Genomic DNA, 25,250 nt, shown 5'->3' with positions numbered 1-25,250 from the left:
TCACCGCCGATAGGCCACGACCGGGCGCCGTCGGCGGCTACGGCAAACGTCACGCGGTGGTCTCAGCCGCGGGCCATGTCCACGAACCGGCTCAGGTGCAGCTGGTGGGCGACGGTGATCGTGGCGGTGGGACCGTTACGGTGCTTGCCGACGATGAGGTCGGCTTCGCCGCCGCGCGGGTCGTCGCGCTCGAAGGCGTCCGGGCGGTGCAGCAGGATGACCATGTCGGCGTCCTGTTCCAGCGAGCCGGACTCGCGGAGGTCGGACACCATGGGCCGCTTGTCCGTGCGCTGCTCGGGACCACGGTTCAGCTGCGAGATCGCGATGACCGGGACCTCGAGCTCCTTGGCGAGCAGTTTCAGGTTTCGCGAGAAGTCCGAGACTTCCTGCTGTCGCGATTCGACCTTCTTGCCGGAGGTCATCAGCTGCAGGTAGTCCACCACGACGAGTTTCAGGTCGTGCCGCTGCTTGAGGCGCCGCGCCTTGGCCCGGATCTCCATCATCGTCAGGTTCGGCGAATCGTCGACGAACAGCGGCGCCTCGCTGATCTCGCTCATCCGCCGCGCGAGCTTCGTCCAGTCGTCGTCGCTCATCCGCCCCGCGCGCATGTCACCGAGCTTGATCTTGGCCTCCGCGGACAGCAGACGCATCACGATCTCGGTCCGGCTCATCTCCAGCGAGAAGATGACGCTCGCCAACCCGTGCTTGATCGAGCAACTCCGCATGAAATCCATACCGAGCGTCGAATTGTGGGTCGGGATCATCGAGCGGCCGGCCAGGTACAGATGGTCGGGGTTGTCGACTTCGACGCACCGGACCGGCACCGACGCGATCCGGCGCACGTCGACGATGTAGCGGGAGCCCGTCCGCGTGGTGTTGCGCGCCGCGCGACGCTCCTTGTGCAGGATCGCCTTACGGTGCAGGCCGAATACTTCGTCGTCGGTGGCGAACGTGGCGGTGAACGCGACCGAGGTCCGCTCCGTCCGACCGCGGACCCGCTTGGTCGACACCGAGCACCGGTAGCCGAGCCCGACGATGAGCTCCTGCACGTCGCGGAACAGCCGTTCGTCGGTCACCGAGAACTGCACGGACCCGCCGTGGGTCACCGTGCCGTCGGTGTCGAGCAGACCGGCCAGCAGGGCGCGGCGCTGTTCCTCCGAGGCGCGCAGGTAGGCGACGGGGATGTGCTTGTCGCCGAGAACGCCGAGCGTCCGCAGCCGCGCCTGGACGCTGCCGACCGACGAACGACAGTCCTGGCACAACCGCAGCCCGGACGAGGGCGCCGCACAGCGCGCGCACCGCGGGGCGGCGACCGGCGCGGACACGAAACGCGCGCGGCCGCCGCAGGACCGGCCGCACGTCCGGACTTCGCTGGTGCGGGGGATGAACGAGGCGCCGCAGACCACACAGGCCCTGGCCTCGACCGCGCCGTCCTCCGGCAGCACCAGCTGGTACCGCAACCGCGCCGACCGCGAGGGGACGGCGACGATGCCCTCGCCCTCGATACGCGCGACGATCTCCGGATCGGCCGTCGTGAGCTGCGCGGCCGCCGATGTTCCGTCGCCCAGCCACGCGCCGAGGGTGTACGGGGGAACGAGCAGGTCCCGCGCGGGCAGCTGCAGGGGCGCGGTGTTGACGACGGAGTGATCGAGCCTCGCGTCAGCGGTGTCGCACCGCAGCGTCGCGGCGATCTCGGCGGTCGTGCGGACCGCGGCGACGGTGCGCTGACGGCGCTGTCCGCGAGCGCCGGACGCCGCCTGCTGCGCCGAGCGGCGGGACGCCCGCGTATCGGTCAGCCACTGGTGCTGTTCGTCGGCCACGATGACCGAACCGTCGGAGAACTCGACCTCGTAGCACGGTCGGTCGAGCATCACCTCGGTCGCCGCGACGACCCGGGTCGGCCTGCCCTGCGCGTCGATCAGCTCGTCGCCGACCCGCACCTCACCCATGGTGGTCCAGCCCGTCGGTGTCGGCAGCGGCGTGTCGAGGGACAGCGCCTTGCCCACACCAGGCCGTGCCGCGACGATGATCATCTGGCCCGGGTGCAGGCCGTTGGTGAGTTCGTCGAGTTCGCTGAAGCCGGTGGGGACGCCGAGGGAGATGCCGCCGCGGGAGGCGATGGAGTCGATCTCGTCCATGGTGGGCTGGAGGAGTTCTTCCAGGGGCAGGAAGTCCTCGGTGGTGCGGCGCTCGGTGACCTCGTAGACCTCGGCCTGGGCGCGGTCGACGACCTCGGCGATGTCCTGGCCGTCGGCGCCCGCGTAGCCGTACTGGACGATGCGGGTGCCCGCCTCGACGAGGCGGCGCAGGATGGCCTTCTCGGCGACGATCTCGGCGTAGAAGCCCGCGTTGGCGGCGGTCGGCACGGTCTGGGTGAGTGTCACCAGGTACGGCGGGCCGCCGATGCGCTTGAGTTCGCCGCGGCGGTCGAGACCGGCGGCGACGGTGACCGGGTCGGCCGGTTCGCCGCGGCCGTAGAGGTCGAGGATGGTGTCGTAGATGGCCTGGTGCGCCGGGCGGTAGAAGTCGCCGGGGCGGATCACCTCGACCACGTCGGCGATGGCGTCCTTGCTCAGCAGCATGCCGCCGAGGACGGACTGCTCCGCGGCCATGTCGTGCGGGGGCTGGCGGCCGAAATCCTCGCCGGGGGCCTCGGGGGGGAAGTCCGAACGTCCGCGATCGTCGGTGGTGGTCACCTGGCTCGACCGTCCTCTCTTCGGCGCCAGCAATCGGCAGCCGTGCCCGGTCCCGGGTGGTCGGCACACGGCACTGCAACGAACCTAGGCGACCCGGTCGGGACGCGCCAGGACGAAATCTGTCCCCACCTGTGGATAACTCCGCCCCCGTTCACCCAAAGTTGGGTACGCCCTGTGGATAACTTGGGGACAACCAGGGTTTGTCCTGGTGAAACGCCAGATAAGGGCAGAAATCCATGTTCATCACCATGTGGATGAATAAGTTCGCGGCCGGAGTGTGAAGTTGAACGGCCGGGCGTGTTCAGTTAACAGAACGGTCCGCTCTTATGGCCTACGTCACATTACTGCCGGTCGGTTTCGGCATTCATCCACAGGTGGAATAAGTGCTGATCACAGCCGTGCCCGGCTGCGGGGAGGTACTCCGCGAGCGGCGCCGCACACCGTTCAGCCATTGACTGGCAAACGCGGCCGGAGGCACAGCCGAAGAACACTCCCGATGGATACCGGGAGTGTTCTTCGTCAGCGTGGGATCACCCGAAGGTGAGCCGGCTCAGTTCGCCGCGACCTGCAGGGCGAACTTGGCGACCACGTCGGGGTGCAGGTGCACCGCGATGTTGTGCTTGCCGGTGGCCTTGATGTGGGCCTTCGGCAGCTCGATGCTGCGCTTGTCGACGACCGGGCCACCGGCGGCCTTGATGGCACCGGCGACGTCGGCCGAGGTGACCGAGCCGAACAGCTTGCCGCTGTCGGAGGTCTTGACGCTCAGCGACACCGACTCCAGGCCCTCGATGGCCTGCTTCAGCTCGTTGGCGTGGTCCAGGTCGCGCACCTTGCGCGCGTCCTGGGCACGACGGATGCCCTCGACCTGCTTCTGGGCGCCACGGGTGGCCACGATGGCCAGGCCGCGGGGCAGCAGGTAGTTGCGGCCGTAGCCGTCCTTGACCTCGACCAGGTCACCGGGGGCGCCGAGGTTGTCGACATCAGCAGTCAGGATGAGCTTCATCTGCTTTTACCTCCCTTTCTCAGCGAGCGGTCGAGACGTAAGGAAGCAGGGCCACCTCACGCGAGTTCTTGACGGCAACGGCGATGTCGCGCTGGTGCTGCACGCAGTTACCGGTCACACGACGGGCGCGGATCTTGCCACGGTCGCTGACGTACTTGCGCAGCAGCGTGGTGTCCTTGTAGTCGATGTTGACGAGGCCGGACTTGGCTTCCTTGCAGAAAGTGCAGGCCTTCTTCTTCAGCACCTTTTCGCGCGCGGGCGCTTTAGGCATGGTCTTCTACTCCGTAATTCGTGATGGCCGTTCGTCAGAACGGCGGTTCGTCATCCATGCGGCCGCCGCCCCCGAAGGAGCCGGCCGCGGGCGCGCTACCCCACGGATCGTCGTCGCCGGCGTTGCCGCCGCTCGACCGTCCGCCGCCACCGTTGTTGGCGTTGTAGCCGCCTGCGCTGCCACCACCGGCATTCCCGGAACCACCACCGAAGCCGCCACCGCCGCCTCCGCCGCGACCGGCCTTGGCGACCTTCGCTGTCGCGTAGCGCAGCGAGGGGCCGACTTCGTCGACCTCGAGTTCGACGACCGTGCGCTTCTCACCCTCGCGGGTTTCGTAGGAGCGCTGCTTGAGTCGTCCGCTCACGATGACGCGAGCGCCTCGGGTCAGGCTCTCGGCGACGTTCTCCGCTGCTTCACGCCAGATGTTGCAGCGCAGGAACAGAGCCTCGCCGTCTTTCCATTCGTTCGTGTTGCGATCGAATACGCGGGGCGTGGAAGCGACGGTGAAATTCGCCACCGCTTGGCCCGCGGGCGTGAAACGAAGCTCGGGGTCGGCCGTCAGATTTCCGATGACGGTGATGACCGTGTCGCCTGCTGCCATGAGGGGTTCCTCCTGCTCGGGGGTGCAGTCCGTTCTCGCTGTTCGCGCACAGCCTAGAGACAGGCTCCGACGAAAACGAGGTTTGCCGGACTACTTGTCTTTGCGCAGAACCTTGGTGCGCAGCACCGTCTCGTTGAGACCCAGCTGGCGGTCGAGCTCGCTCACCGTGGCGGGAGTCGCGGTCAGCTCGGCGACGGCGTAGATGCCCTCGGCCTGCTTGGCGATCTCGTAGGCGAGACGACGACGGCCCCAGATGTCGACCTTGTCGATCTTGCCGCCCTCGGTCTTGACGACGTTGAGCAGGTTATCCAGGGACTGCCCGACGATGCGCTCGTCCAGGCTCGGGTCGAGGATGACCATCACTTCGTAATGACGCACGGACCAATCACCTCCTGTGGACTAGGAAACGGCCACGGACTTTCCGTGGCAGGAGGGTCGTTGCGTCAGCAACCCGATCAGGCTACAGGAGACCCGCGTGCGGCCCGAAATCGATCCGCGCGTCACAGTCCGCGTCGCCCGGGGTGCTCCGCATATTGTCGAGCCCATGCCGACCGTTTCCCCTTCTGTCCGCAGGCAGGCGCCCGCGGTGCTGGCCGGCCTGATGCTGCTGCTGTGCGCGCTCACCCTGGTGCTGGCCTATGCCAACAAGGCCCGCTGCGCGGGCGGCGAACTCGACGAATGGGGTCGCAGCCTGGTTTTCGACATCCGCAAGGACCGGGATGTCTGCTATTCCGATATCCAGTTCCTGTGGAGCGGCCGGGAGATCGACAATCACGTCTTCCCGTATGTCGACGGCGACCTCGCCGACGACGGCTCGCTGATCGGCGGGGCGGTCGAATACCCGGTGCTCAGCGGCGTGCTGATGTGGGTGGGCGCGATCGGGGTGGACAACGACGCCGATTATCTGTGGCATTCGGCGCTGCTGCTCGCGCCGTTCGCGTTGCTCACCGCGTGGATGCTGGCGCGGCTGGCGGGCTGGGCCGCGCTGGTGTGGGCGATCGGGCCGCCGCTGGTGCTGTACGCCTTCCACAATTGGGAACTGCCGGTCGTGTGCACGGCGGTCGGCGCGGTGTTCGTGATGGCGACGATGACCCGATGGAGTATCCGGGTTCGTGGGATCGTCGCCGCGGTGCTGCTCGGCCTCGGTTTCTGCCTGAAACTGTATCCCGGCATCTTCGTGCTCCCGCTGGCGCTGTTCGTGCTGACGCGTGGTGAAACAGCTTCGGGGCGAAGGGATTTCGATGTCCGTGGCGCGGCGCAGACGATCCTGGCGGCCATGCTGACGGTGGTCGCGGTGAATCTGCCGTTCGCGGTGGCGGGTTTTCCCGGCTGGCGGGCGTCGATCGTCTTCCAGCAGCAGCGTTCGACCGATGTGACCACCAATTCGTTCTGGTACTGGGGTCATCAGCTGATCTTCGGACCGTACGCGGAATTCGGCGCGGCCTGGCACCGCGGCGTCGCGGTGGCCTCGCCGCTGCTCGTCCTCGGCGCGTTCGGCCTCGCGCTGTGGCTGGGGTGGCGTCGCTATGCCGCGGGCGGGGTGTTTCCGTGGGTCGGGGTGAGCGCGGCGATGCTGTGCGGATTCCTGCTTTTCCACAAGGTGTATTCCCCGCAGTACACCCTGTGGATAATTCCGTTCTTCGTCCTGCTCGAGGTCCCCTGGGCGATGGTCGGCGCCTATCTGGTGGCCGACGCGGCCGTCGGCGTCGGCGTCTTCCGCTATTTCGCCGCGCTCGGCTCGGGCCACGGCGTCGCGCTGTGGGAGGCGACCGTGCAATTCGGCGTATGGGGACGCACCGCGCTGCTGGTCGTGTTGTTCTTCGTGTTCCTGCGGTCGGGCACGCGCGCCCCCGTCGGCAAGCGCCCGATCCCGAAGTATCGGCAGTCCAGCGCCCGCCCGCCCGCGCTGTCCGCTTCCCCGTGATCCTGCCCGCCCGGCCGGGCCCCGCATCCCAGCCCGTGACCCACATCCCTGACCGTGCCCCGCATCCTGACCGTGCCGCGCATCCCTGACCGCGCCTCACCGCGGCGGACCCCCACCCCCGATCGCGACCCACACCGGCCGACCCCACCCCCGATCGCGACCCACACCGGCCGACCCCGAGGAGGCCGGCGAGCGAAGCGAGCGTCGCGGCCGCCCCGACGACAAGGACCCCGACCCAATGCGGCGCAGCCGCGAGGATCGGGGTCCTTGTCGTCGGGGCAGAAAGGGCCGCGACCCGAGCGCGCCAGCGCTCCTAGGACACAGCCGTAGGTTCCTTGGCGTCCTCGATCTCGTCCGGCTCGCCCTTGCGGTTGCGCAGGACGCTGGACAGCAGTGCCGCGCCGATGAACGCGACGCCGACCAGGCCGGTGATCAGCTCGTTGACGTGTACGCCGATCGAGACGAACAGGATGGCGGCCAGCGCGCCGATCGCCCACATGGCGCCGTGCTCCAGGTAGACGTACTCCGACAGCGTGCCCTGGCGGACCAGGTACACGGTGATGGACCGGACGAACATGGCGCCGATCAGGCCGAGGCCGAGCGCGATGATGATCGGGTCGGAGGTGATGGCGAAGGCGCCGATGACACCGTCGAAGGAGAACGACGCGTCGAGGACTTCCAGGTAGAGGAACAGGAAGAACGCGGCCTTGCCGGTGGCCTTGACGATCTCGTTGGGGCCGCCGCCGGTGGCGTTCTCGGCCACGTCCTCGGCATGGAACATCGAGCCGAGGCCGTCCACGGCGATGTAGACGATCATGCCGAGCAGGCCGGCGATCAGGACCGTCTCGGCTTTGCCGTCGGGGGCCAGGAATTCGGCGGTCAGCACCAGGCCGATGCCGGCGACCACGACGGCGAGCATGTCGAGCTTGCCCGCCTTGGCCAGCGGCTTCTCCAGCCAGCTGAGCCAGGTGATCTCCCGCTCCTCGAAGATGAAGTTCAGGAACAGCATCGCCAGGAACATGCCGCCGAAGGCCGCGATCTGCGGATGCGCGTCGGTGAGCAGGGTTTCGTAGCTGGGGCTGCCGTCGGGGAAGTAGGCGGCGTCGTCGGCGGGCGGGTTGAGCGCCAGGTCGAAGGCCTCGATCGGGTTCAGGCCCGCGGTGATCCACACGATGGCGAGCGGGAACACCAGGCGCATGCCGAACACGGCGATCACGACACCGATGGTGAGGAAGATCCGCTGCCAGAACTCACTCATCTTCTCGAGGATGGTGGCGTTGATGACGGCGTTGTCGAACGACAGCGAGACCTCGAGGATGCCGAGGATCGCGCAGAGCAGTAGTGCGGTCGGCCCACCGTAGATCACTGCTACGACGAGTGAGAGCACCGTAATGACGATGGACAGCCCGAATATGCGCAGATTCACGCGGGTGGACCTTTCTGTTATCGCACCAAGAGGGGGCTCGTCAGACGAGCCCCCTGTCGGTGATGCCGTTGTCGGCTAGACGTTGACGCCGTAGTCGCGGGCGATGCCCGCCAGGCCGGAGGCGTAGCCCTGGCCGATGGCGCGGAACTTCCACTCGGCGCCGTTGCGGTAGAGCTCGCCGAAGACCATGGCGGTCTCGGTCGAGGCGTCCTCGGAGAGGTCGTAGCGGGCCAGTTCCTCGCCGTTGCTGCGGTCGACGACGCGGATGTAGGCGTTGCGGACCTGGCCGAACGACTGTGCGCGCGAGTCGGCGTCGTAGATCGAGACCGGGAAGAAGATGGACTCGATGGTGGGCGGGGTGTTGGCCAGGTCGACGTTGATGACCTCGTCGTCGCCTTCGCCCTCGCCGGTGGTGTTGTCGCCGGCGTGCTCGATCGAGCCCTCGGGGGACTTCAGGTTGTTGAAGAACACGAAGTGCTTGTCGGACACGACCTTCTTGTCGGCGCCGGTGGCGATCGCGCTCGCGTCGAGGTCGAAGTCGGTGCCGGTGGTGGTGCGCACATCCCAGCCGAGGCCGACGGCGACCGCCGTGAGGTTCGGAGCGGCCTTGGTGAGCGAGACGTTGCCGCCCTTGGACAGACTGACACCCATGCGGGGATCCCTTTCGATCGGTTCGGTGTGTCGGTTCCCAGCATGTCCGAATCGCCGGGTACGGGTACGACAGTAATAGGTTTCGGCGAAGTTGGTCACGGTCCCGGTGCAACCCCCGCTGATCACCGCGAATCTCCTACCATCGGCACGGAGAGGCCGCGGCGGCGCGGGAGGGACCGCCGTCGGCACGGCGGAAAGGATGACGCGTGACAGGCTCCAGGCGCCGCTGGTTCCGTTCGTCGGGACAGGAGGAGTGGATCGCCGACGCCCGGTCGGCGACCGCGGCCGCGTTTCTCGACATGGACCGGCGTCAGAGCGCGGCCGAGGCGGGGGTGGTCGCGGCCGATCAGGTGTTCCCCGAGCGGGGGCTGGGGCGGGCCTGGGAGCCGGTGCGGACCCGCTGTTACGCGGCCGCGGGCGCCTATCTGGAATTCACCGAGCGGCTCGACGCGGCCGAACGGGACGGTACCCGGATCCCCGACGGCCCGGCCCGCGCCCAGGCGGTGGGGCAGCAGCTGAGCGAGGCGGCGCGCGGTGTCGACGAGTTCTATCGGGCGCACGAGGGCGCGCTCGGGCAGGCCCGTTCGCTGCTGGCGGCGACGCCGCAGCTGGTGGCGCACGTGCGGGGCGAGGCCGAGCGGGTGCGCGCGGCGGTCGCGGCGTCGGGGTTCGCGGAGTATCCGTCGGTGCGGGCCGCGGCGGCGGCGCTCGATGAGGAAATGATCACACTGGCCGCGGCCGATCCGGCGGGGGCGGTCGGCGCCGCGCGGAGCGCCGCGAACCGGGTCGAGCAGGCGACCGCGAGGCTGTCGGATGCGTTGGCGCAGGCCCCTTCTCGGGAGAGTGCGGCACGCAACGCGATCGCTTCGGTGACCACCCGGCTCGCGGCGGTCCGTACCAGGGCCGAGGGGTTGGCTCCGGCGTACTCGGCGCTGCTGCGCGAGTTCAACGCTGCGAGTTCGGCGGATCTGACCAACAATGAACGCGAGAGCGCCCGTGGTATCGATGCCGCCGACGCCGCCCTGGCCGGTGCGCGGGAGAAAGCCGCAGCACACGACCCGGAAACCGCCCTCGAGCTGACCGCGAGCGCGCGCGAGCACCTCGCCGAGGCCGAGCAGCTGGTCGACGCCGTGACCCGGCGGCTGACCCTGCTGCGCGAGGTGCGGGCCGATCCGGAGGAGCAGGCGCGCGCGGTGCGATTCCGCCTGCGGGACGCGCAGATGCTGGCGGTCGGGCGCGGCCTCGCCGGTGAATGGGGTTCGGTCCTCGATGCCCAGGTGGAGCGGATCGACCGCATCACGGCGGGACTGACGGGTCGTCACCCGGACTATTGGGCATATGTGACCGAACTGGGTACGGTCGCGGAGTTCATTGCCGGGGTGGTCGACCGGATGAGAAAACACGCAGGTTAGGACATTGCGACGGAGATGAAGAGATGACCGCGGGTTACGCCGCCGCCCCGGAGGTGTGCCTGCACAAGCGCACCCCGCTGCGGCACTTCCGGCAGCTGCAGGGCCCGCGGGCGCGTGAGCTGTTCCTACGGGAGCCGGAGCCCATCGAGGGCACCGAGGATCGTGACCTGCTGGCCACCGCGCTCGGCGCCACCCTGTACGCCCCGGCGACCCGGCCCGACCTGGTCGAGACCATCTGCCGCCGGGCGGCGCAGGGCGTGTGCTCGATGGTCATCGATCTCGAGGACGCGGTCGCCGACCATCAGGTCGAGGCCGCCAAGCAGCACACCGTCGAGACGCTCGACCTCCTGGCGCGGCGCCGCGATCCCAAGCCGATGCTGTTCGTGCGGGTGCGTGACGCGCAGACGGTGCCCGAGATCGTCGACCGGCTCGGCGCGGGCGCCGACCTGCTGACCGGCTTCGTCTTCCCGAAGTTCGACGCGGCCACCGGCCCCGGCTACCTGGCGGCGCTCGAGCGGGCGTGGGAGCGGCTCGGCAGGCCGGTGTACGGGATGCCGGTGCTGGAGTCGCCGAGCCTGGTGCACCGTCAGTCCCGCGACTTCCAGCTCGCCCGCATCGCCGAACTGCTCGCCGAGCACCGGGACCGCGTGCTCGCGGTCCGGATCGGCGCGACGGACATGTGCTCGACCTTCGGCATCCGCCGCGACCGCGACCTCACCATCTACGACGTACGGGTGGTCGCGGACGTCATCGCCGACATCGTCAACTACCTGGGCCGTGCCGACGGCACCGGTTTCGTGATCACCGGGCCGGTGTGGGAGTACTTCGCCGACCACGAGCGGATGTTCCGCCCGCTGCTGCGCACCGCGCCGTTCGAGGAGTCCGACGCGGTGAAGTTCCGGCAGTACCTGGTCAGCCGGGACCTGGACGGGCTGCTGCGCGAGATCAGCCTGGACCGGGCCAACGGCATCCAGGGCAAGACCGTCATCCATCCCTCGCACGTGGCGGCGGTGCACGCGCTGTCGGTGGTGACGCACGAGGAGTACGCCGACGCCCAGGACATCATGGGCGCCGACACCGGCGGCGTGGCCGCCTCGGAGTACCGCAACAAGATGAACGAGATGCGCCCGCACCGCAGCTGGGCCCGGCAGACACTGCTGCGGGCCCGCGCGTTCGGGGTCGCGGGTAAGGGAGTGTCTTTCGTGGATCTGCTCACGGCCTCGGTGCACGGATGACCGCGCCGGACACCGCGACCCCCTGGGCCACCGCGCATCTCGGCCTCACCCTGCATCACGGCGAGTCCTTCGCCGGCGGGCAGTCGGTGGCCGACCTGCTGGAACCCGGCCTGCGGCACAACAATCCGCGCCGCGCGCACCTGCTGGTCTCGACCGTGCTCGGCAAGCACCTGCCGACGGATCCCCGCGTCGTGCTCGACGCGGGCAACCGGCTCGGCGACCTGGTCCGCGAGAAGCTGGGCGCGCGCGAGCCGGTCGTCCTCGGGTTCGCCGAGACCGCGACGGGGTTGGGGCACACCGTGGCCGCGCGCATCGGCGCGGGCTGCTACCTGCACTCGACCCGGCGCGCGGTGCCGACCGCGACCACGTTGACCGGGTTCGAGGAGGGGCATTCGCATGCCACCTCGCACCTGCTCCAGCCCGCGCCCGCCGACATCTTCGTCAACGACCTGCCGCTGGTGCTGGTCGACGACGAGATCTCCACCGGGGACACCGCCCTCGACGCGGTACGTGCCCTGCACGCGTTCGCCCCGCGCGCCCACTACGTGCTCGCCTCGCTGGTCGACATGCGGACCGCCGCCGACCGGGCGCGCTTCGACGCGGCCGCCGCCGAACTGGGGGCGCGCATCGACACCGTGTGCCTGGCCACCGGCCGCACCCAGCTGCCCGAGGACCTGGTCGGCGCGGTGGCCGGCCTGCCCGCCCCGGCCCTCAATCCGGTCGGGTGCGCGACCGGGGCGCACGCGCGCGTGGCGCTGCCCTGGCCCGCGACGGTCCCCGAGGGCGGACGCCACGGGATCCTGTCCTCGGACGTGGCCGCCTTCGAGGCGGCGCTGACCGAGGCCGCCGCGGTCCTGCGGGCGCGGCTGGCCGCGGACTTCGCGGGCAGGCCGGTGATCGTGCTCGGTCACGAGGAGCTCATGTACCTGCCGCTGCGGCTGGCGGGTGCGCTGGCCGACGGCGGTACGCCGACCCGGTTCCAGACCACCACCCGATCCCCGGCCTACGTCCTCGACCGGCCGGGTTACCCGCTGCGCCGCGGATTCCGTTTCACCGCACCGGAACCCGGCGAGCAGGCGCCGCGCTACCTGTACAACGCGCGCTGGCCCGAGGCGGAGGACGACGCCGTGCTCGTCCTCGTGGTCGACGAACCCGCCGACACCGAGCTGCTGCACGCCCCCGGCGGCCTGGTCGACGTGCTGACCGCGGCGGGGGAGGACGTCCTGGTCGCGGTGCTGCCCGGCGCGGATCCGCGCGCGCTGCGCGACCGCCGGACGCCGTCCGCAGGCGGAACGGCCCGGTCGTTCCCGGAACCGTTGCGCGGGCCGGACTTCGGTTCCTACGCTCCCGACGAGGTCGCCTGGCTGCTCCAGGACCTGTCCGAGGTCGACCTGGAAGCCGATGTCGCCGAACGGGAACGGCGCATCCAGGCCGGCGTCGCGCACTACGCCGAATCGCTGCCCGTCGAGTTCCAGCCCGACGCCGCCTACCGCGAGCTGTTCGACGAGGTCCTCACCGCGTCGGCCGAGCGGCTGGCCCTCGCCGTGGCCACCGTCGCCGAACTGGTGGTCGCGCAGCGCGGCGACGATGTCGTGCTGGTGTCGCTGGCCAGGGCGGGCACGCCGGTCGGGGTGCTCATGCGGCGATGGTTGCGCTACGCGCGCGGCCTCGAGGCGCCGCACTACGCGGTGTCCATCGTGCGGGATCGGGGGATCGACGCGGTCGCGCTGGATTACCTGGCGCACCACCACGATCCGTCCTCGATCGTCTTCGTCGACGGCTGGACCGGCAAGGGCGCGATCACCCGCGAGCTCACCGAGGCGCTCGACGCCTACCACGCGGCGGGAGGCGCGCGCTTCGACGACGAACTGGTCGTCCTCGCCGATCCCGGTCAGTGCGTGCGCACCTACGGCACCCGCGACGACTTCCTGATCGCCTCGGCCTGCCTGAACTCGACGGTGTCGGGCCTCGTGTCGCGCACCGTGCTCAACGACACCCTCATCGGTCCCGGCGAGTTCCACGGCGCCAAGTTCTATCGCGAGCTGGCCGCCGACGACGTCTCGAACCACCTGCTCGACACGGTGACCGCCGCGTTCGGGACCGTTCGGGACCGGGTCGCGGCGGCGGTGGCCGGGATCGAGGCGAGCGACCGGACGCCGACCTGGGCGGGCTGGGCCTCGGTGGAGAAGGTGCGCGCCGAATACGGCGTCGCGAGCGTGAATTTCGTCAAGCCCGGGGTCGGCGAGACGACCCGCGTCCTGCTGCGGCGGGTGCCGTGGCGGGTCCTCGTGCGGGAGGCCGACGCCCCTGAGCACGCGCACATCCGGCTGCTCGCGCGGGCGCGCGGCGTGCCGGTCGAGGTCGTGCCGGACCTGGCCTACTCGTGCATGGGCCTGATCAAGGAGATCGACCAGTGAGGGCCGTCGTCGCCACCGACCTCGATCGGACGATGATCTACTCCCGCAACGCGATGCGCGCCGACGGGCCGCTCGAGACGGTGTGCGTGGAGCACTACGAGGGCGAGCCGCTGTCGTACATGACGACCGGCGCGGTGCGGCGGATGACCGAGCTGGCCGGGCTTGCGGCGCTGGTGCCGACCACCACCCGCACGATCGAGCAGTTCCGGCGCATCCGGCTGCCCGGCGCGCCGTGGCGGTACGCCATCACCAGCAACGGCGGCAACATCCTCGTCGACGGCGAGCCGGACACGGTGTGGCGCAAGGGCGTCGACGACAGCGTCCGGGCGGGCGGGGCGACGCTGGCCCGGGTGGGCGCCGAGCTGCGCGACCGGATCGACGACTCCTGGGTGAGCAAGTACCGCGAGGCCGACGAGCTTTTCTGCTATCTCGTCGTGCGCCCCGAGGCGGTGCCGCCGGGTTTCCTCGCCGCGTGGGACGCCTGGTGCAGGCCGCGGGGCTGGTCGGCCTCCCAGCAGGGCCGCAAGATCTACACGATGCCGGACGCGGTGTGCAAGAGCCTGGCGGTGGCCGAGGTGCGGCGCCGCCTGTGCGACGCGGGGGAGATCGCCGCGACGGCGAAGGTGTTCGCGGCCGGTGACGGCGCGCTCGACGCCCCGATGCTGCGCGCCGCCGACGCCGCGGTCCGGCCCCGGCACGGGGAGCTGGAGGAACTCGGCTTCACCCATCCGGGGCTGACCGTCACCGCGGCCGAGGGCATCCTCGCGGGCGAGGAGATCCTGGACTGGTTCCACCGGGCCTGCGCCTGATCAGCGCCCGGGGAACAGGCCCTTCTCCAGGACCGGCCACGACGACTTGAGATCGTCCTGCCAATAGCCCCAGGAGTGGGTTCCGGTGTCGCGGTAGACGAAGGTCGCCGGGATCTTCAGCGCGTCCAGCCGGGCCTGCATGTTGTGCGCGGACAGGAAGATCGCGCCCTCGATGGCGGCGCCGAGGGCGACCGTCTTCGGGGTGTCGGCGGGCTTCTCCATCCGGAACTTGCCGCCGGGCACGTCGTAGGCGCCGGGGATGCCGGTGCCGGTGGAGATGAACAGGTTGGTGCCGCGCAGCTTCTCGGCGTTGACGACCGGGTCGTTGGCCACCCACAGCGGCCCGCCCTCCGGGCCCCACATGTTCTCGGTCGAGCCGCCGCCGTAGAGCTCCACGGTCAGCTTGACCGCCTGCTGGCCGAGCGGGTCGCTCACCTGGGTGAGCCCGGAATAGACCGCCGCGCTGCGGAACAGGCCCGGCTTGGCGATGGCGAGGTTGAGCACCGGCACCCCGGACATGGACAGCCCGGCGATGGCGTTGACGCCGTTGGTGCCCAGCGCGGCGTCGACCAGCGGCGGCAGTTCGTCGGCGATGTAGGTCTGCCACTTGTTGCGGCCGAGGACCGGGTCGTCGGCGATCCAGTCGGTGTAGAAGGTCCAGGCGCCGCCGATGATCTGCACGACGTTGACGTCCTTGTCGCCGAGGAAGTCGAGGGCGTCGGTGCGCAGCTGCCAGGAGGCGTTGTCCACGCCGCCGCCTGCCCCGTTGAGCAGGTAGAGGGCGGGTTTGGGCGCGGAGGTGTCGGCCGGGCGCAGTACGTCGACGGGCAGGGTGACGCCCATGGACGCGGAGTACACGTAGAGCCGCAGGTGCCGGTCGTCGGTCACGTCGACGCGTTCGACGAACGATCCGTTGGGCGACCGCAGCTCGGGCACGGTGACCCCGGGCGCGGACGCCGGGGCGGCGGTGGCGGGGAGGGCGGTGAGAGTCAGCGAAGCCGCGGCGCACACCAGCGCCGCCGCGACCCGCCGGATGCTGCGACGCGGCACGCGTGCACTCCTAGAGATCGAACCGAACCGCCGACACGTTCACTCGGCTTGCCCCACGGTAGCCGCCCGCCGACCGCCGCCGCCGGTTTTTGAGGCAATCGGTTTTCACATCTCAGTAGTGGTGCTGCTGCCCCTGGAGCTGCTGGGTGATCACCCCGTGCAGGCGCTGGAGGCCGCCCACGGTCATCCCGCTCTGCAACTGGCCCTCGATCGTGCGGACGAGGGCGAGATCGCTCATCACCTTCTCCGAGGACTGGATCAGCACCGTCCCCGCCCCGGTGAAGTCGAACTGCCGCTCCTCCCCGGAGTTCACGCCCATCCGGGCCGCGCCCGCGGCCAGGAAGTTGCCGATCCAGCCCTGGTCGTAGTGGTGGCTCGGCGACGGGCAGTCCGCCCAGCCGACCAGCGCCTCCGGGTCGACCCGCAGCGGCGGCTCGGCGAACATGACCGGCCCGTTCGACGACGCCAGGAATTTGCCGGTGCCGATCAGGGTGAGGAACCCGGGCACGATCGACTGCTTGAGCGCCAGACCCGGCTCGAAGGCCAGCAGGTTGGCCGCCCGGATGGTCAGGTTGCCGTTGTCGAGATCGAAGGAGTTGATGTCGTAGCCGCGGTCGCCGATCAGCAGCTTGCCGTGTCCCCCATTCGGATCGGCGACGACGTAGTCACCGGCGAACAGCGGCGCGGAGAAGGCGGTCGACACCATGTGCAGCAGGTTGCCGTGCAGGCCGTGGGTGAGCGCCTGGAACTGCATCTGGCCGTAGTAGGCGATCATCGCGCCCTTGCGCATGAACCACGGCGAGGTCAGGTCGATGCAGTAGGCGTAGCTGTTGCCCGGGACATTGTCGCTCGCGCCGAGAGTGGCGGGGCTCAGGATTTCGCTCACAGCTTCACAGTTTCTCTTCGGAGGCCTGCACGTACACCACACCCTGGCCCTGGCAATGCAGCTGCATCGCCTCGCCCGCACCGCGCCCGACCGCGTCGCGCCAGCTCATCGCCGACTTCAGCTCCGTGTGCACGTTGCCGTAGGCGGCCACGAACGCCTGCGGGTCGACCACCACCGGGTTCGGCCCGCCCACCTGCAGTTCCAGGAAGCCGCCGTGCGCCAGCAGCACCGCCGAGCCCTGCCCGGTCAGCTGGGTGGTGAACATCCCCTGCCCGGTGGCCACGCCCGCCGCCGCGCCGCGCAGCGCGCCCATCAGGCCGCCACCGCCGCCACCGCCGCCGCCGGAACTGGCCACCGACACCACCGAGGCCTGCAGGTTCGCGGTGTTGGCCAGCAGCCGCGACGCCTCGACCCGCAGGGTCGCGCCGGGCTGCATGTGCACGACCTGCACCTCGAGGCCGGCGAAACCGTAATGGACCACACCGTTTCCGCGCGCGAGCATGGTGGACTCGTGCTCGCCCGCCATCATCCGGCCCGCCATCTGGAGCAGGCCGCCGCCGCGCATACCCGGTGACGCCCCGGGGATCTGGTGCGGGGAGAAGAACACCTCGCCGGAGTAGAACAGCATCGCGCCGGTCCGCCCGACGACGCCGCCCGCCTGGGCGACGTCGACCTTGACGACTTTTCCGTTGACCTTCTCGAACATCGCCCGTCCCTACCGTTCCGCCGGCTGGATCGAGACCACGCCGTGGCCGTCCCAGCGCAGCGAGAACGCCTCGCCGCCGTCCTGACCCATCACGCTGCGCCACGACACGTCGGTGACGAACGACTGGGTCACGTTGCCGCGCGCCGCCACGAACGCGTCCGGGTCGACGATCAGCGGATACTGCGGCGACACCTCGAGGTGGATCAGCGGCCCGCCCGCCGACAGCAGCGCCACCTGGCCGACCCCGCTGACCGTGGTGGTGAACAGGCCGTTGCCCGCCGACATGCCGCCGACGCCCGCGAACCGCACGTCGGTGCGCAGGTTGCCCGCGAAGGCGAGCAGCTGCTGCGATTCCACCTGCAGGGTCTCGTTGTTCAGGTTCACGACCGACACGTTCTGGCCGTTGACGGCGAAGAACACCCGGCCGTGCCCGGTGCACTCCATCAGCGACAGCTTCTCGCCGGTGGCGCGGCGCTTGAGCCCGGCCAGCACGCCCTCGCCGCCGCCGAAGCCCGCCGACTTGAACTGCACGTTGCCCTCGTAGGCGACCATCGAGCCGGCGATCGCGCGGATGCTCGTTCCGGCGAGCTGGGCTTCGATCACCTTCTTCGATTGTTCGAAAAGCTGAGCCATGGGTGTCCTGCGGTCCCGTCTCGCCAGGGGAGAAATGCCCGATTCCTGCGTGGTCGTGGACACCCTAACCGATCGGAGCGCCCCAGGTCAGGCCAGTCCGGCCGGTCGGCGGCGGGCGCGCGCGGGCGGCGGACCGCGCCCGTCGCGCGGGGAGGACAACACGCCGGTCCGCGAGTATCGTCGCGCTGTTCGGCGTACGACGAGGGGCCGCGACCCGAGCGCGCCGACGCTAATGTGACTACAAACGCCTACGACAAGCGAAGGGTCGAACTTGTCTGCAACACTCGCCAAGGGCCAGAACGGCCCCCTGGCCGTCAGCGACGTGGTCATCTCCCTCCAGCTCACCGCACCGGCCGACCTGTCGGCCCTGCTGGTCACCGAGCAGGGCAAGGTCCGCACCGATGCCGATTTCGTCTTCTACAACCAGCCGTCCGGGCCGGGCGTGAACCTGCGCCCCGGCGGTGCCGGCCAGGCCGCCTCGCTGGCGATCTCGCTGCCCGCGGTGCCCGCCGACATCGACCAGATCCGCGCCGTCATCACCCTCGACGACCCGAGCGCGAACTTCGGGCGCTTCGCCCCGCCCACCGCCATCGTGTCCGACGGCGCGGGAAATCAGCTGTTCCAGTACGTGATCGAGGGCCTCGACTCCGAGTCCATCGTCATCGCCCTCGAGGTCTACCGCCGCCAGGGCGCCTGGAAGGTGCGTGCCGTCGGTCAGGGCTACGCGGGCGGTTTCGCCGCGCTGGTGACCGATCACGGTGTGCAGGTGGACGATTCGCCCGCCCCCGCGCCCGCCCAGCAGCAGGCCCCGCCGCCTCCCCCGCCGCCGGCCCAGCCCGCCTACCCGTCGCAGCCCGCGCCGACCTATCAGCAGGCGCCGCCCGCCTACGCGCCGCAGGGCGGGAACTACCCGCCGCCCGCGCCGCCGCAGCCGCAGGGCGGCTACCCGACCCAGGGCTACCCGCCGCCCGCGCCGCCGCAGCAGCCGCCGCAGCCGACCGGTGAGGTCAGCCTGAGCAAGGACCGCCCGGTCAGCCTGCAGAAGGGCCAGCGGGTCACCCTCCGCAAGGAGGGCGGCGCCGCGCTCACCTTCGTCAAGATGGGTCTCGGCTGGGACCCGGTGCGCACCCGCGGCATGTTCGGCAACCGCACGGTCGACATCGATCTCGACGCCTCGGTCTGCCTGTTCGCCGACCACAACCTGGTCGACGTGGCCTACTACGGCCAGCTCTCCTCCAAGGACGGCTCGGTCCGCCACCAGGGCGACAACCTCACCGGCGAGGGCGACGGCGACGACGAGATGATCCTGGTCGACCTGACCCGCATCCCGGCGCACATCACCACGCTGCTGTTCATCGTCACCTCCTACAAGGGCCACACCTTCGAGCAGGTGCAGAACGCGTTCTGCCGCCTGATCGACGGCACCAACAACGCCGAACTGGCCCGCTACACCCTCGCGGGCGGCATGCCGTTCACGGCGATGGCCATGGCGAAGGTGTACCGGGTCGGCGGCGACTGGAAGATGGAGGCGCTGGGCGAGGGCTTCCAGGCCAAGCACCCCGGCGAGGCGGTACCGCAGCTGGGACGCTTCCTGGCGCACTGATATCCACCGTCGCGACACACGAGAAGATCAGGGCCGGAAGTGATCGAGCTGAAGCCGGGACAGAACACCGCACTCGGCGCGGACATCGTCCGCTTCACCATCGAGGACTCGGCGGGCGCGCCCGCCGAACTGGGCGCGCTCGTCGTCGGGACGGATCTGCAGGTCGGTGACGACCGCGACGCCGTGCGCCCGGCGCAACCGGCGGCGCCGGGCGTGCGGCTGTCCGCCGACGGTGTCGAGGTGACGCTGTCGCAGGTGCGGGCCGACGCGCACGCGGTGCTGCTGCTGGCCTCGGCCGCGACGGCGCTGCCCGGCCTGACCGCCGTGCTGAGCGAGAACGGCACGGCGACAGCCCGGTTCGCGATCGTCCCGGCGGCGGGCGAGAGCGCGCTCATCTGCTTCGAGCTCTACCGCCGGGCCGGCGCCTGGAAACTGCGGGCCGTCGGCCAGGGCTACGCGGGCGGCGCGGCGCAGCTGCTGGCCGCGCACGGCGCCAAGCCGGTGGCCGCCCCGGTGGCACCGTCCGCGCCGCAGCCGTCCGCGCCGACCGTGGTCGAGGCACGCTTCCAGCCCCCGCCGGTGCCCACCGAGGTCGAGCACGGGCTCCAGCGGCTGTGGATGATCTTCGAGGACGCGGCCCGCTCGGCGGCGTCGCTGGTCTCCTCGCGGGAGTACGCGGCCAACCGGCTCGACCAGGAACTCTCGGCCGCCGTCGCCGACCCCGCGCTGCGGAACTCCGCGGCGGGCGAGGCCGCCCGCGCGCAGGCCCAGCGCAGGCACGACGAGCTGGTCGCCACCGCCGAGGCCGCGCACCAGCGCGACGCCGACCAGCTCGCGGGCGAGCTCGCCGAGGCCGACACCCTGGTGCCGCAGGCCATGGCCTCCTGGCTGTCGCCCGTGTGGGCCACCCCGCCGCGGCCGAGCGACGGCATCCGGCTCGGCGAACTGCACGCCCCCGACCGGGGCGGCCTGCGGGTGCCGTACTGCGTACCCGTGCCGCTGAACCGTCCGCTGTGGGTCGACACCGAGTCCAGCCTCGCCGCCGCTCCGGTGGTCGGCGCGCTGCTGGCCCGCCTGCTGGCCGCGGTGCCCGACCGGCGCACGGTCTTCGACATCATCGACCTCACCGGCGGCCTCGCCGATCTGGCCGGTGCGCTCGGCCCGAGGCTGGCCGGGCCCGTGGTGAGCGATCACCTCGGCATCTCGGCGCGGCTGGGCGAGCTCGCGCACCGCGCCGAGCTGGCAGACATCGCCTACCAGAGCGGGCAGGGCGTGCCGCCGACCGAGCACCGGGTGCTCGTCGTCTCCGACTTCCCGCACGGGTACCAGAGTTCGGACGTGGTCCGGGTCGGCCAGCTCATGATGCGCGGCGACCTGATCGGGCTGTCCCTGGTCATCGTGGGCAGCGGCAACATCGACCAGACCGACAGCACGCTGGCCATGCTGGCCCAGTCGTGCAGGCAGCTGCCGACCATGCCGGGCTCGCCGCTGTTCGACCCGTGGGCGGGCAGTGCCTGGCAGCTCGAACTCGACCAGCTGCCGTCCGAACCCGAACTGCGGGCCCGCTACCTGCGCCCCTAGCGGGGCGCCGGGGCGGGCCTCGGCCGCAACGGCTCCGGCAGCCAGGCGCGCGCCGGGTCCGGGGCGCGATCGAGGATGCCCCCGACCGGGTCGTCGACGAAATCGCGCCGCACCAGGTCGTCCTCGGGCCGCAGGATCTGCCGCACGATCAGCGCGCACAGCGCGACGACGGCCAGGTCGCGCAGCAGCACCGTCGAGGTGAACCACTGTTCGGGCAGGCCCTTGGCGTCCTCGCCGAGGTAGTAGTACATGCGCGGCACCCACACCAGCGCGTCGATCGTCATCCAGGCCAGCAGGATCCGCCGGTGCGGCAGCGCGAGCACCGCCAGCGGCACCAGCCACAGCGAGTACTGCGGGCTCCACACCTTGTTGGTCAGCAGGAACGCCGCGACCACGAGGAAGCAGAGCTGGGCCAGCCGGGGCCTGCGCGGCGCGGTCAGCGCGAGATAGGCGATGGCGGCGCAGGCGACGACGAACAGGACGAGCGAGACGAGATTGAGCACGGTCGGCGGTTGCCCGTGGGCCAGGGCGCCGTCGAAACCGGTCCAGCCGGTGAACGAGCGGATCACGTTGTAGATCGAGTCCGGGTCGGCGTGCCGGGTCGTGTTGAGCCGGAAGAACTCCCGCCACCCCGCCGGGAAGGCCACCGCGATCGGCAGGTTGACCGCGAGCCAGGTCAGCGCCGCCGCCCCCACGGTGAGCCCGGCCGCGCGCAGCGGCCGCACCGCCGAATCCTGGACGCGCGCGGGCGTTTCGGCAAGCCAGGCCCGGGCGCCGCGCAGATCCCGCACGTCACGCAGGCGCACGCCGGAGAACGCGCTCGACGCCCGCGTCATCGGATCCGCGCGCAGGCACAGCACCACGATGGGGCCGAGCAGCAGCAGCGGATACAGCTTGGCCGCCCCGCCGAGCCCGAGCAGGACACCGGCGAGCACCGGACGCCGCCGCGACCAGGCGAGCAGGCCGGTGGCCGCGAACGCCGTCGCCAGGGTGTCGAAGTTGGTGAACGCGTGCACGATCACCAGCGGGGAGGCCGCGATGAGGGCGGCGTCCCACACCCGCCTGCCCGCTAGTCGCGAGGAGGCCCAGACCGTCACCAGCCAGGCCATCGCCAACCCGATCACGACCACGTTGAAGTAGACGACGACCGACAGCGCCCCCGGCAGCGGCAGCCGCTTGTAGAGGTGGGCGATCTCCATCGACACGTACTGGTAGAGCCCGGACAACACCGGATACTCCATGTACCGGACCTCGGTGCCGCCGTCCGGCGTCGACTCGATCCAGTACTTCTTGTACGGGAACGCGCCCTCGTTGAGCCGCTCCGCGCCGTAGAGCGGCACGGTGTCGGAATAGCACAGCGCCACGTACTGGCGGCCGTTGTTCCAGTCGAGGGTGAGCGAGCCGGAACCGTCGGTGGTCTGCTGGATGCAGGCGGCCTTGGTCGACCAGCCCAGCGCCAGGAAGATCACCGCGATCGCCAGCATGACCCGCAGCGGCGTCCAGAACCGGGCGCGGCCGATCAGCGCGTGATCGCCGACCGGCCCGCCGATCGCCGTCGACAGCTGCGCCGCCAGGGAATCGTTGCGGCTGGGGCGGTCCCGGGCATCGGCGGAGCGCAGGTCGGGCGCCAGCCGGGCCGCGGCGACGTAGTGCGCTCGCGGTCCCTGCTGCGTGTCACCCGACGTCGGCTGGTCCGCGAGTCGCTGATCGGTCACGACACCCGAGGCTACCGGGAGCGTGTCGGCTGTGCTCCCGCGCCGGTGTCCTCGTCGTTGCCCGCGCCCGGCCGGGCCGGGCCGGTGCCCGCCCCGCCGTTGCCGGGGCCGCCGGTGCCCGCGCCGCCGTTACCCGGCGTCGAGGGGCTGCCGGTCGCGGTCGGCTGACCGGGCAGCGGGCCCGCGTCGGCCGGGGTCTGCTGGGCGGGGGCGGGCGCGCCCGGGATGGTGATGCCCGGGATGGTCACGCCGGGGAAGATCTCCCGCGGCGGGATGACCGTCGGCGGCGCGGCGGGCGCCTGGGTGGTCGAGGGCGCGGTGTAGGGCGCCGACCACTCCGGCACACCCGCCTGGCCCTTGATCGGCGCCGGCTTCGGGAAGGTCTCGTTCGGCGTGCCCGCGAGCGCGCCGTCCATGGTGGCCTTCCAGATGTCGGAGGGCAGGCCGGAGCCGTAGATGCTGGCGCCGCCGTAGTTCTTCAGCGGCTCGCCCTGCTCGGTGCCGACCCAGACCGCGGTCGACAGCGACGGGGTGTACCCCACCATCCAGGCGTCGCGGTTGGCGCCGGTGTCGCCGAGCTGGTTGGTGCCGGTCTTGGCGGCCGACTCGCGGCCACCGCTGAGGTTGTGGTTGCGCGAGTAGGCCGCGATCGGCTTCATCGCCGCGGTCACGTTGTCTGCCACGGCCGCGCTGACCCGCTGCTCACCGGCGGGCTCGCCGCGGTCGAGCAGGACCTGGCCGTCGGCGGTGACGACCCGCTGCACGAAGTGCGGCGCGTGGTACATGCCCGAGGCGGCCAGGGTGGCGTAGGCCGAGGCCATGTCCAGCGGCCGGGACTGGTACTGGCCGAGCACGATGCCGTTGTTGGGGCCCGCGTCGTTCGGCTCGGTCAGCGTGGCGCCGATGCCGGGCAGTTCCTTCGGGATGCCCAGCTTGTAGGCCATGTCGCGGATCTTCTGCGGGCCGTTCTGCATGTCCAGCTCCATGCGGTAGAAGCTGGTGTTCAGCGAGCGCTTGAGCGCCTCGGCGATGGTGCACATGCCGCAGCCCTCGCCCTCGACGTTGGTGATCTGGATGCCGTGCACCGACACCGGCGAGCTGTCGTACATCTGCGAGAGCGGAATGCCCAGTTCGAGATTGGCCGCGAGGCCGATCACCTTGAACGAGGAACCGGTCGGCAGGCCCGCGTTGGCGAAGTCGTAGCCCTGACCGTCCTCGCCGCCGTAGTAGGCGCGCACGGCGCCGGACTTCGGATCGATGGACACCACGGCGGTGCGCAGGTTCTCGGGCTCGCCCTGGAGCTTGCCGCGCGCGGCGGTGACCGCCGCCTCCTGCGCCTTGGCGTCGATGGTCGTGGTGATCTGCAGACCCGCGGTGTTGAGCTGCTGCTCGTTGATGCCCGCCTCGGACAGCTCGGCCAGCACCCGGTTCTTGATCAGGCCCTCGGGGCCGTTGTCCATCGCGGCCTCGCCGACCGACGCCGCGGGCACCACCTTGGGGTACTGCATCGCGGCCCGGTCGGTGGCCGACAGGTTGCCGCCGTCGACCATGCCGTTGAGGACGTACTCCCAGCGCGTCTTGGCGCCGGTCGGGTTCTTCTCCGGGTCGAGCAGCGAGGGCAGCTGGATGGTCGCGGCGAGGACCGCGCCCTCGGCGACCGAGAGCTCCTGCACGGGCTTGCCGAAGTAGGCCTTGGCCGCCGCGTCGATACCGTAGGCGCCACGGCCGAAGTAGATGGTGTTCAGGTACGCGGCGAGGATCTCCTCCTTGCTCCACGACTGCGCCATCTTCGCCGAGATGACCAGCTCGTGCATCTTGCGCTGCAACGTGCGTTCGTCACCGACGAGCGCGTTCTTCACGTACTGCTGGGTGATGGTCGAACCACCACCGGCGCTCTCCTTGCCCAGCACGTTGTCGCGGGCGGCGCGCGCGAAACCGGACAGCGAGAAGCCGGGATTGGTGTAGAAGTCGCGGTCCTCGGCGGCGATGACCGCGTTGCGCACGTGCGGCGGGATCTGGTCGATCGAGACCTCGGTGCGGTTGCCCTGCGGCGGAACGACTTTGCTGATCACGCTGGTGCCGTCGGCGGCGTAGATCATCGCGACCTGGTTGGTCTTGAGGTCGCCGGGCTTGGGCACCGACACCGTGGTGTAGGCGACGAGGAACACCGCGCTCGGCACGATGATGGCCAGCGCGAGCAGGACGTAGGCGGTGCGCCGGACGATCTTCCACGGCGACTTCTTCTTGCCCGCCGGGCCACGCCGACCCGAACCGCCGTCCCCGCCGCTGCCGCCGTTGCGGTTGCGCGGGCCGTTGGGCGGCGTGGTGCCGCCCGAGCCCGCGGCGCGGCGTTCACCGGTCGACGGGCCGCTGACCCGGCGCTCACCGCCGGTGCGCGGACCCGCGGTGCCCGCCGCGGCGGCACGGGCCGAGGGACCACCCGCGCGGGTGCGGGCGTCGGCGCCGGTCGCGCGGACCGTGCTCTCGTCGCCTCCCGCCGGACCGGGACGGCCCTGCGGCGGACGGCCGGGACCGTTCTGCGGACGCCCCGGCGCGCCCGCGGGGCGCGCGGGACCGTTGTTCGGCCTGCCCGGGGCCGCGCCGCCGGGGCCGCCCTGCGGACGGCCCTGG

General features: G+C 70.7%; 20 protein-coding genes. 7 read left to right on the top strand and 13 right to left on the bottom strand.

The genetic code is table 11. From position 1 onward, the window contains the following. Nucleotides 1-62: 62 nt before the first annotated feature. The 5 genes from dnaB to rpsF all read right to left on the bottom strand — a co-directional run bounded on the left by dnaB (nucleotide 63) and on the right by rpsF (nucleotide 4,949). Entirely contained in the window at nucleotides 63-2,696 is a 2,634-nt protein-coding gene (dnaB, locus tag ON36_RS27765) for a replicative DNA helicase (protein WP_043659685.1), read from the bottom strand. Between the two features lie 550 nt (nucleotides 2,697-3,246). Continuing rightward, nucleotides 3,247-3,699: a 50S ribosomal protein L9 gene (rplI, locus tag ON36_RS27760; protein WP_043659682.1), complete on the bottom strand. Its 453-nt coding sequence runs from the start codon at nucleotides 3,697-3,699 to the stop codon at nucleotides 3,247-3,249. 19 nt (nucleotides 3,700-3,718) lie between these two features. Then, nucleotides 3,719-3,970, bottom strand: a complete 252-nt coding sequence (gene rpsR / locus ON36_RS27755) for a 30S ribosomal protein S18 (RefSeq protein WP_043659679.1) — start codon at nucleotides 3,968-3,970, stop codon at nucleotides 3,719-3,721. A gap of 34 nt (nucleotides 3,971-4,004) precedes the next feature. Continuing rightward, entirely contained in the window at nucleotides 4,005-4,571 is a 567-nt protein-coding gene (locus ON36_RS27750) for a single-stranded DNA-binding protein (RefSeq protein ID WP_043659676.1), read from the bottom strand. A gap of 90 nt (nucleotides 4,572-4,661) precedes the next feature. After that, nucleotides 4,662-4,949: a 30S ribosomal protein S6 gene (gene rpsF, locus ON36_RS27745; RefSeq protein WP_043659673.1), complete on the bottom strand. Its 288-nt coding sequence runs from the start codon at nucleotides 4,947-4,949 to the stop codon at nucleotides 4,662-4,664. Between the two features lie 166 nt (nucleotides 4,950-5,115). Between rpsF and ON36_RS27740 the strand changes: the two genes are divergently transcribed. Continuing rightward, nucleotides 5,116-6,495: a glycosyltransferase family protein gene (locus tag ON36_RS27740; protein WP_043659671.1), complete on the top strand. Its 1,380-nt coding sequence runs from the start codon at nucleotides 5,116-5,118 to the stop codon at nucleotides 6,493-6,495. A 313-nt stretch (nucleotides 6,496-6,808) separates the two neighbouring features. Here ON36_RS27740 and ON36_RS27735 read toward each other — a convergent pair whose 3' ends face one another. Continuing rightward, entirely contained in the window at nucleotides 6,809-7,921 is a 1,113-nt protein-coding gene (locus ON36_RS27735) for a DUF475 domain-containing protein (RefSeq protein ID WP_043659669.1), read from the bottom strand. Nucleotides 7,922-7,996: 75 nt separating this feature from the next. Further along, on the bottom strand, nucleotides 7,997-8,572 hold the full coding sequence (locus tag ON36_RS27730) for a TerD family protein (RefSeq protein ID WP_043659665.1): 576 nt from the start codon (nucleotides 8,570-8,572) through the stop codon (nucleotides 7,997-7,999). 206 nt (nucleotides 8,573-8,778) lie between these two features. Between ON36_RS27730 and ON36_RS27725 the strand changes: the two genes are divergently transcribed. Genes ON36_RS27725 through ON36_RS27710 form a run of 4 tightly spaced genes read left to right on the top strand, consistent with a single transcriptional unit; the run spans nucleotide 8,779 to nucleotide 14,445 of the window. Next, nucleotides 8,779-9,984 (top strand): hypothetical protein, encoded by a 1,206-nt coding sequence (locus ON36_RS27725; RefSeq protein WP_052314408.1) that lies wholly within the window; start codon nucleotides 8,779-8,781, stop codon nucleotides 9,982-9,984. Nucleotides 9,985-10,007: 23 nt separating this feature from the next. Next, on the top strand, nucleotides 10,008-11,219 hold the full coding sequence (locus ON36_RS27720; RefSeq protein WP_083885469.1) for an HpcH/HpaI aldolase/citrate lyase family protein: 1,212 nt from the start codon (nucleotides 10,008-10,010) through the stop codon (nucleotides 11,217-11,219). Further along, nucleotides 11,216-13,636 carry a phosphoribosyltransferase gene (locus ON36_RS27715; RefSeq protein ID WP_083885468.1) on the top strand — a complete coding sequence of 807 codons (2,421 nt, stop codon included), beginning with the start codon at nucleotides 11,216-11,218 and terminating at the stop codon, nucleotides 13,634-13,636. The genes ON36_RS27720 and ON36_RS27715 overlap by 4 nt, the downstream gene beginning before the upstream one ends. After that, nucleotides 13,633-14,445, top strand: coding sequence for a hypothetical protein (locus tag ON36_RS27710; protein ID WP_043659663.1), 813 nt, complete (start codon nucleotides 13,633-13,635; stop codon nucleotides 14,443-14,445). Before ON36_RS27715 ends, ON36_RS27710 begins: the two co-directional genes overlap by 4 nt. Here ON36_RS27710 and ON36_RS27705 read toward each other — a convergent pair whose 3' ends face one another. The 4 genes from ON36_RS27705 to ON36_RS27690 all read right to left on the bottom strand — a co-directional run bounded on the left by ON36_RS27705 (nucleotide 14,446) and on the right by ON36_RS27690 (nucleotide 17,720). Further along, a complete protein-coding gene (locus ON36_RS27705) occupies nucleotides 14,446-15,495 on the bottom strand; it encodes an alpha/beta hydrolase (RefSeq protein ID WP_043659660.1) in 1,050 nt (349 codons plus the stop codon). A gap of 112 nt (nucleotides 15,496-15,607) precedes the next feature. Continuing rightward, nucleotides 15,608-16,381, bottom strand: coding sequence for an AIM24 family protein (locus ON36_RS27700; protein ID WP_043659657.1), 774 nt, complete (start codon nucleotides 16,379-16,381; stop codon nucleotides 15,608-15,610). Between the two features lie 4 nt (nucleotides 16,382-16,385). Beyond that, nucleotides 16,386-17,087 carry an AIM24 family protein gene (locus ON36_RS27695; RefSeq protein WP_043659653.1) on the bottom strand — a complete coding sequence of 234 codons (702 nt, stop codon included), beginning with the start codon at nucleotides 17,085-17,087 and terminating at the stop codon, nucleotides 16,386-16,388. A gap of 9 nt (nucleotides 17,088-17,096) precedes the next feature. Next, nucleotides 17,097-17,720 (bottom strand): AIM24 family protein, encoded by a 624-nt coding sequence (locus ON36_RS27690; RefSeq protein WP_043659651.1) that lies wholly within the window; start codon nucleotides 17,718-17,720, stop codon nucleotides 17,097-17,099. 271 nt (nucleotides 17,721-17,991) lie between these two features. Here ON36_RS27690 and ON36_RS27685 point away from each other — a divergent pair, with 271 nt between their 5' ends. Continuing rightward, nucleotides 17,992-19,323, top strand: a complete 1,332-nt coding sequence (locus tag ON36_RS27685) for a TerD family protein (protein ID WP_043659647.1) — start codon at nucleotides 17,992-17,994, stop codon at nucleotides 19,321-19,323. Nucleotides 19,324-19,362: 39 nt separating this feature from the next. After that, nucleotides 19,363-20,904: a TerD family protein gene (locus ON36_RS27680; RefSeq protein ID WP_043659644.1), complete on the top strand. Its 1,542-nt coding sequence runs from the start codon at nucleotides 19,363-19,365 to the stop codon at nucleotides 20,902-20,904. Here ON36_RS27680 and ON36_RS27675 read toward each other — a convergent pair. Next, on the bottom strand, nucleotides 20,901-22,535 hold the full coding sequence (locus ON36_RS27675) for a glycosyltransferase family 87 protein (protein WP_245558232.1): 1,635 nt from the start codon (nucleotides 22,533-22,535) through the stop codon (nucleotides 20,901-20,903). The two genes, ON36_RS27680 and ON36_RS27675, sit on opposite strands and share 4 nt — an antisense overlap. 95 nt (nucleotides 22,536-22,630) lie before the next feature. Then, entirely contained in the window at nucleotides 22,631-24,844 is a 2,214-nt protein-coding gene (locus ON36_RS27670; RefSeq protein WP_083885476.1) for a transglycosylase domain-containing protein, read from the bottom strand. Nucleotides 24,845-25,250 lie beyond the last annotated feature (406 nt).

It is taken from the genome of Nocardia thailandica NBRC 100428 (genome assembly GCF_000308795.1).
Classification (GTDB): domain Bacteria; phylum Actinomycetota; class Actinomycetes; order Mycobacteriales; family Mycobacteriaceae; genus Nocardia; species Nocardia thailandica.
The sequence above is the reverse complement of the archived record's forward strand: the minus strand, read 5'-3'. Positions and strand labels throughout refer to the sequence as shown.

Bases quoted from the DNA above. Each gene is read 5' to 3' on its own strand.
- rplI (WP_043659682.1), bottom strand. From the start codon at position 3,699: ATGAAGCTCATCCTGACTGCTGATGTCGACAACCTCGGCGCCCCCGGT.
- ON36_RS27720 (WP_083885469.1), top strand. From the start codon at position 10,008: ATGACCGCGGGTTACGCCGCCGCCCCGGAGGTGTGCCTGCACAAGCGC.
- ON36_RS27730 (WP_043659665.1), bottom strand. From the start codon at position 8,572: ATGGGTGTCAGTCTGTCCAAGGGCGGCAACGTCTCGCTCACCAAGGCC.
- ON36_RS27695 (WP_043659653.1), bottom strand. From the start codon at position 17,087: ATGTTCGAGAAGGTCAACGGAAAAGTCGTCAAGGTCGACGTCGCCCAG.
- ON36_RS27715 (WP_083885468.1), top strand. From the start codon at position 11,216: ATGACCGCGCCGGACACCGCGACCCCCTGGGCCACCGCGCATCTCGGC.
- ON36_RS27690 (WP_043659651.1), bottom strand. From the start codon at position 17,720: ATGGCTCAGCTTTTCGAACAATCGAAGAAGGTGATCGAAGCCCAGCTC.
- ON36_RS27750 (WP_043659676.1), bottom strand. From the start codon at position 4,571: ATGGCAGCAGGCGACACGGTCATCACCGTCATCGGAAATCTGACGGCC.
- ON36_RS27740 (WP_043659671.1), top strand. From the start codon at position 5,116: ATGCCGACCGTTTCCCCTTCTGTCCGCAGGCAGGCGCCCGCGGTGCTG.
- rpsR (WP_043659679.1), bottom strand. From the start codon at position 3,970: ATGCCTAAAGCGCCCGCGCGCGAAAAGGTGCTGAAGAAGAAGGCCTGC.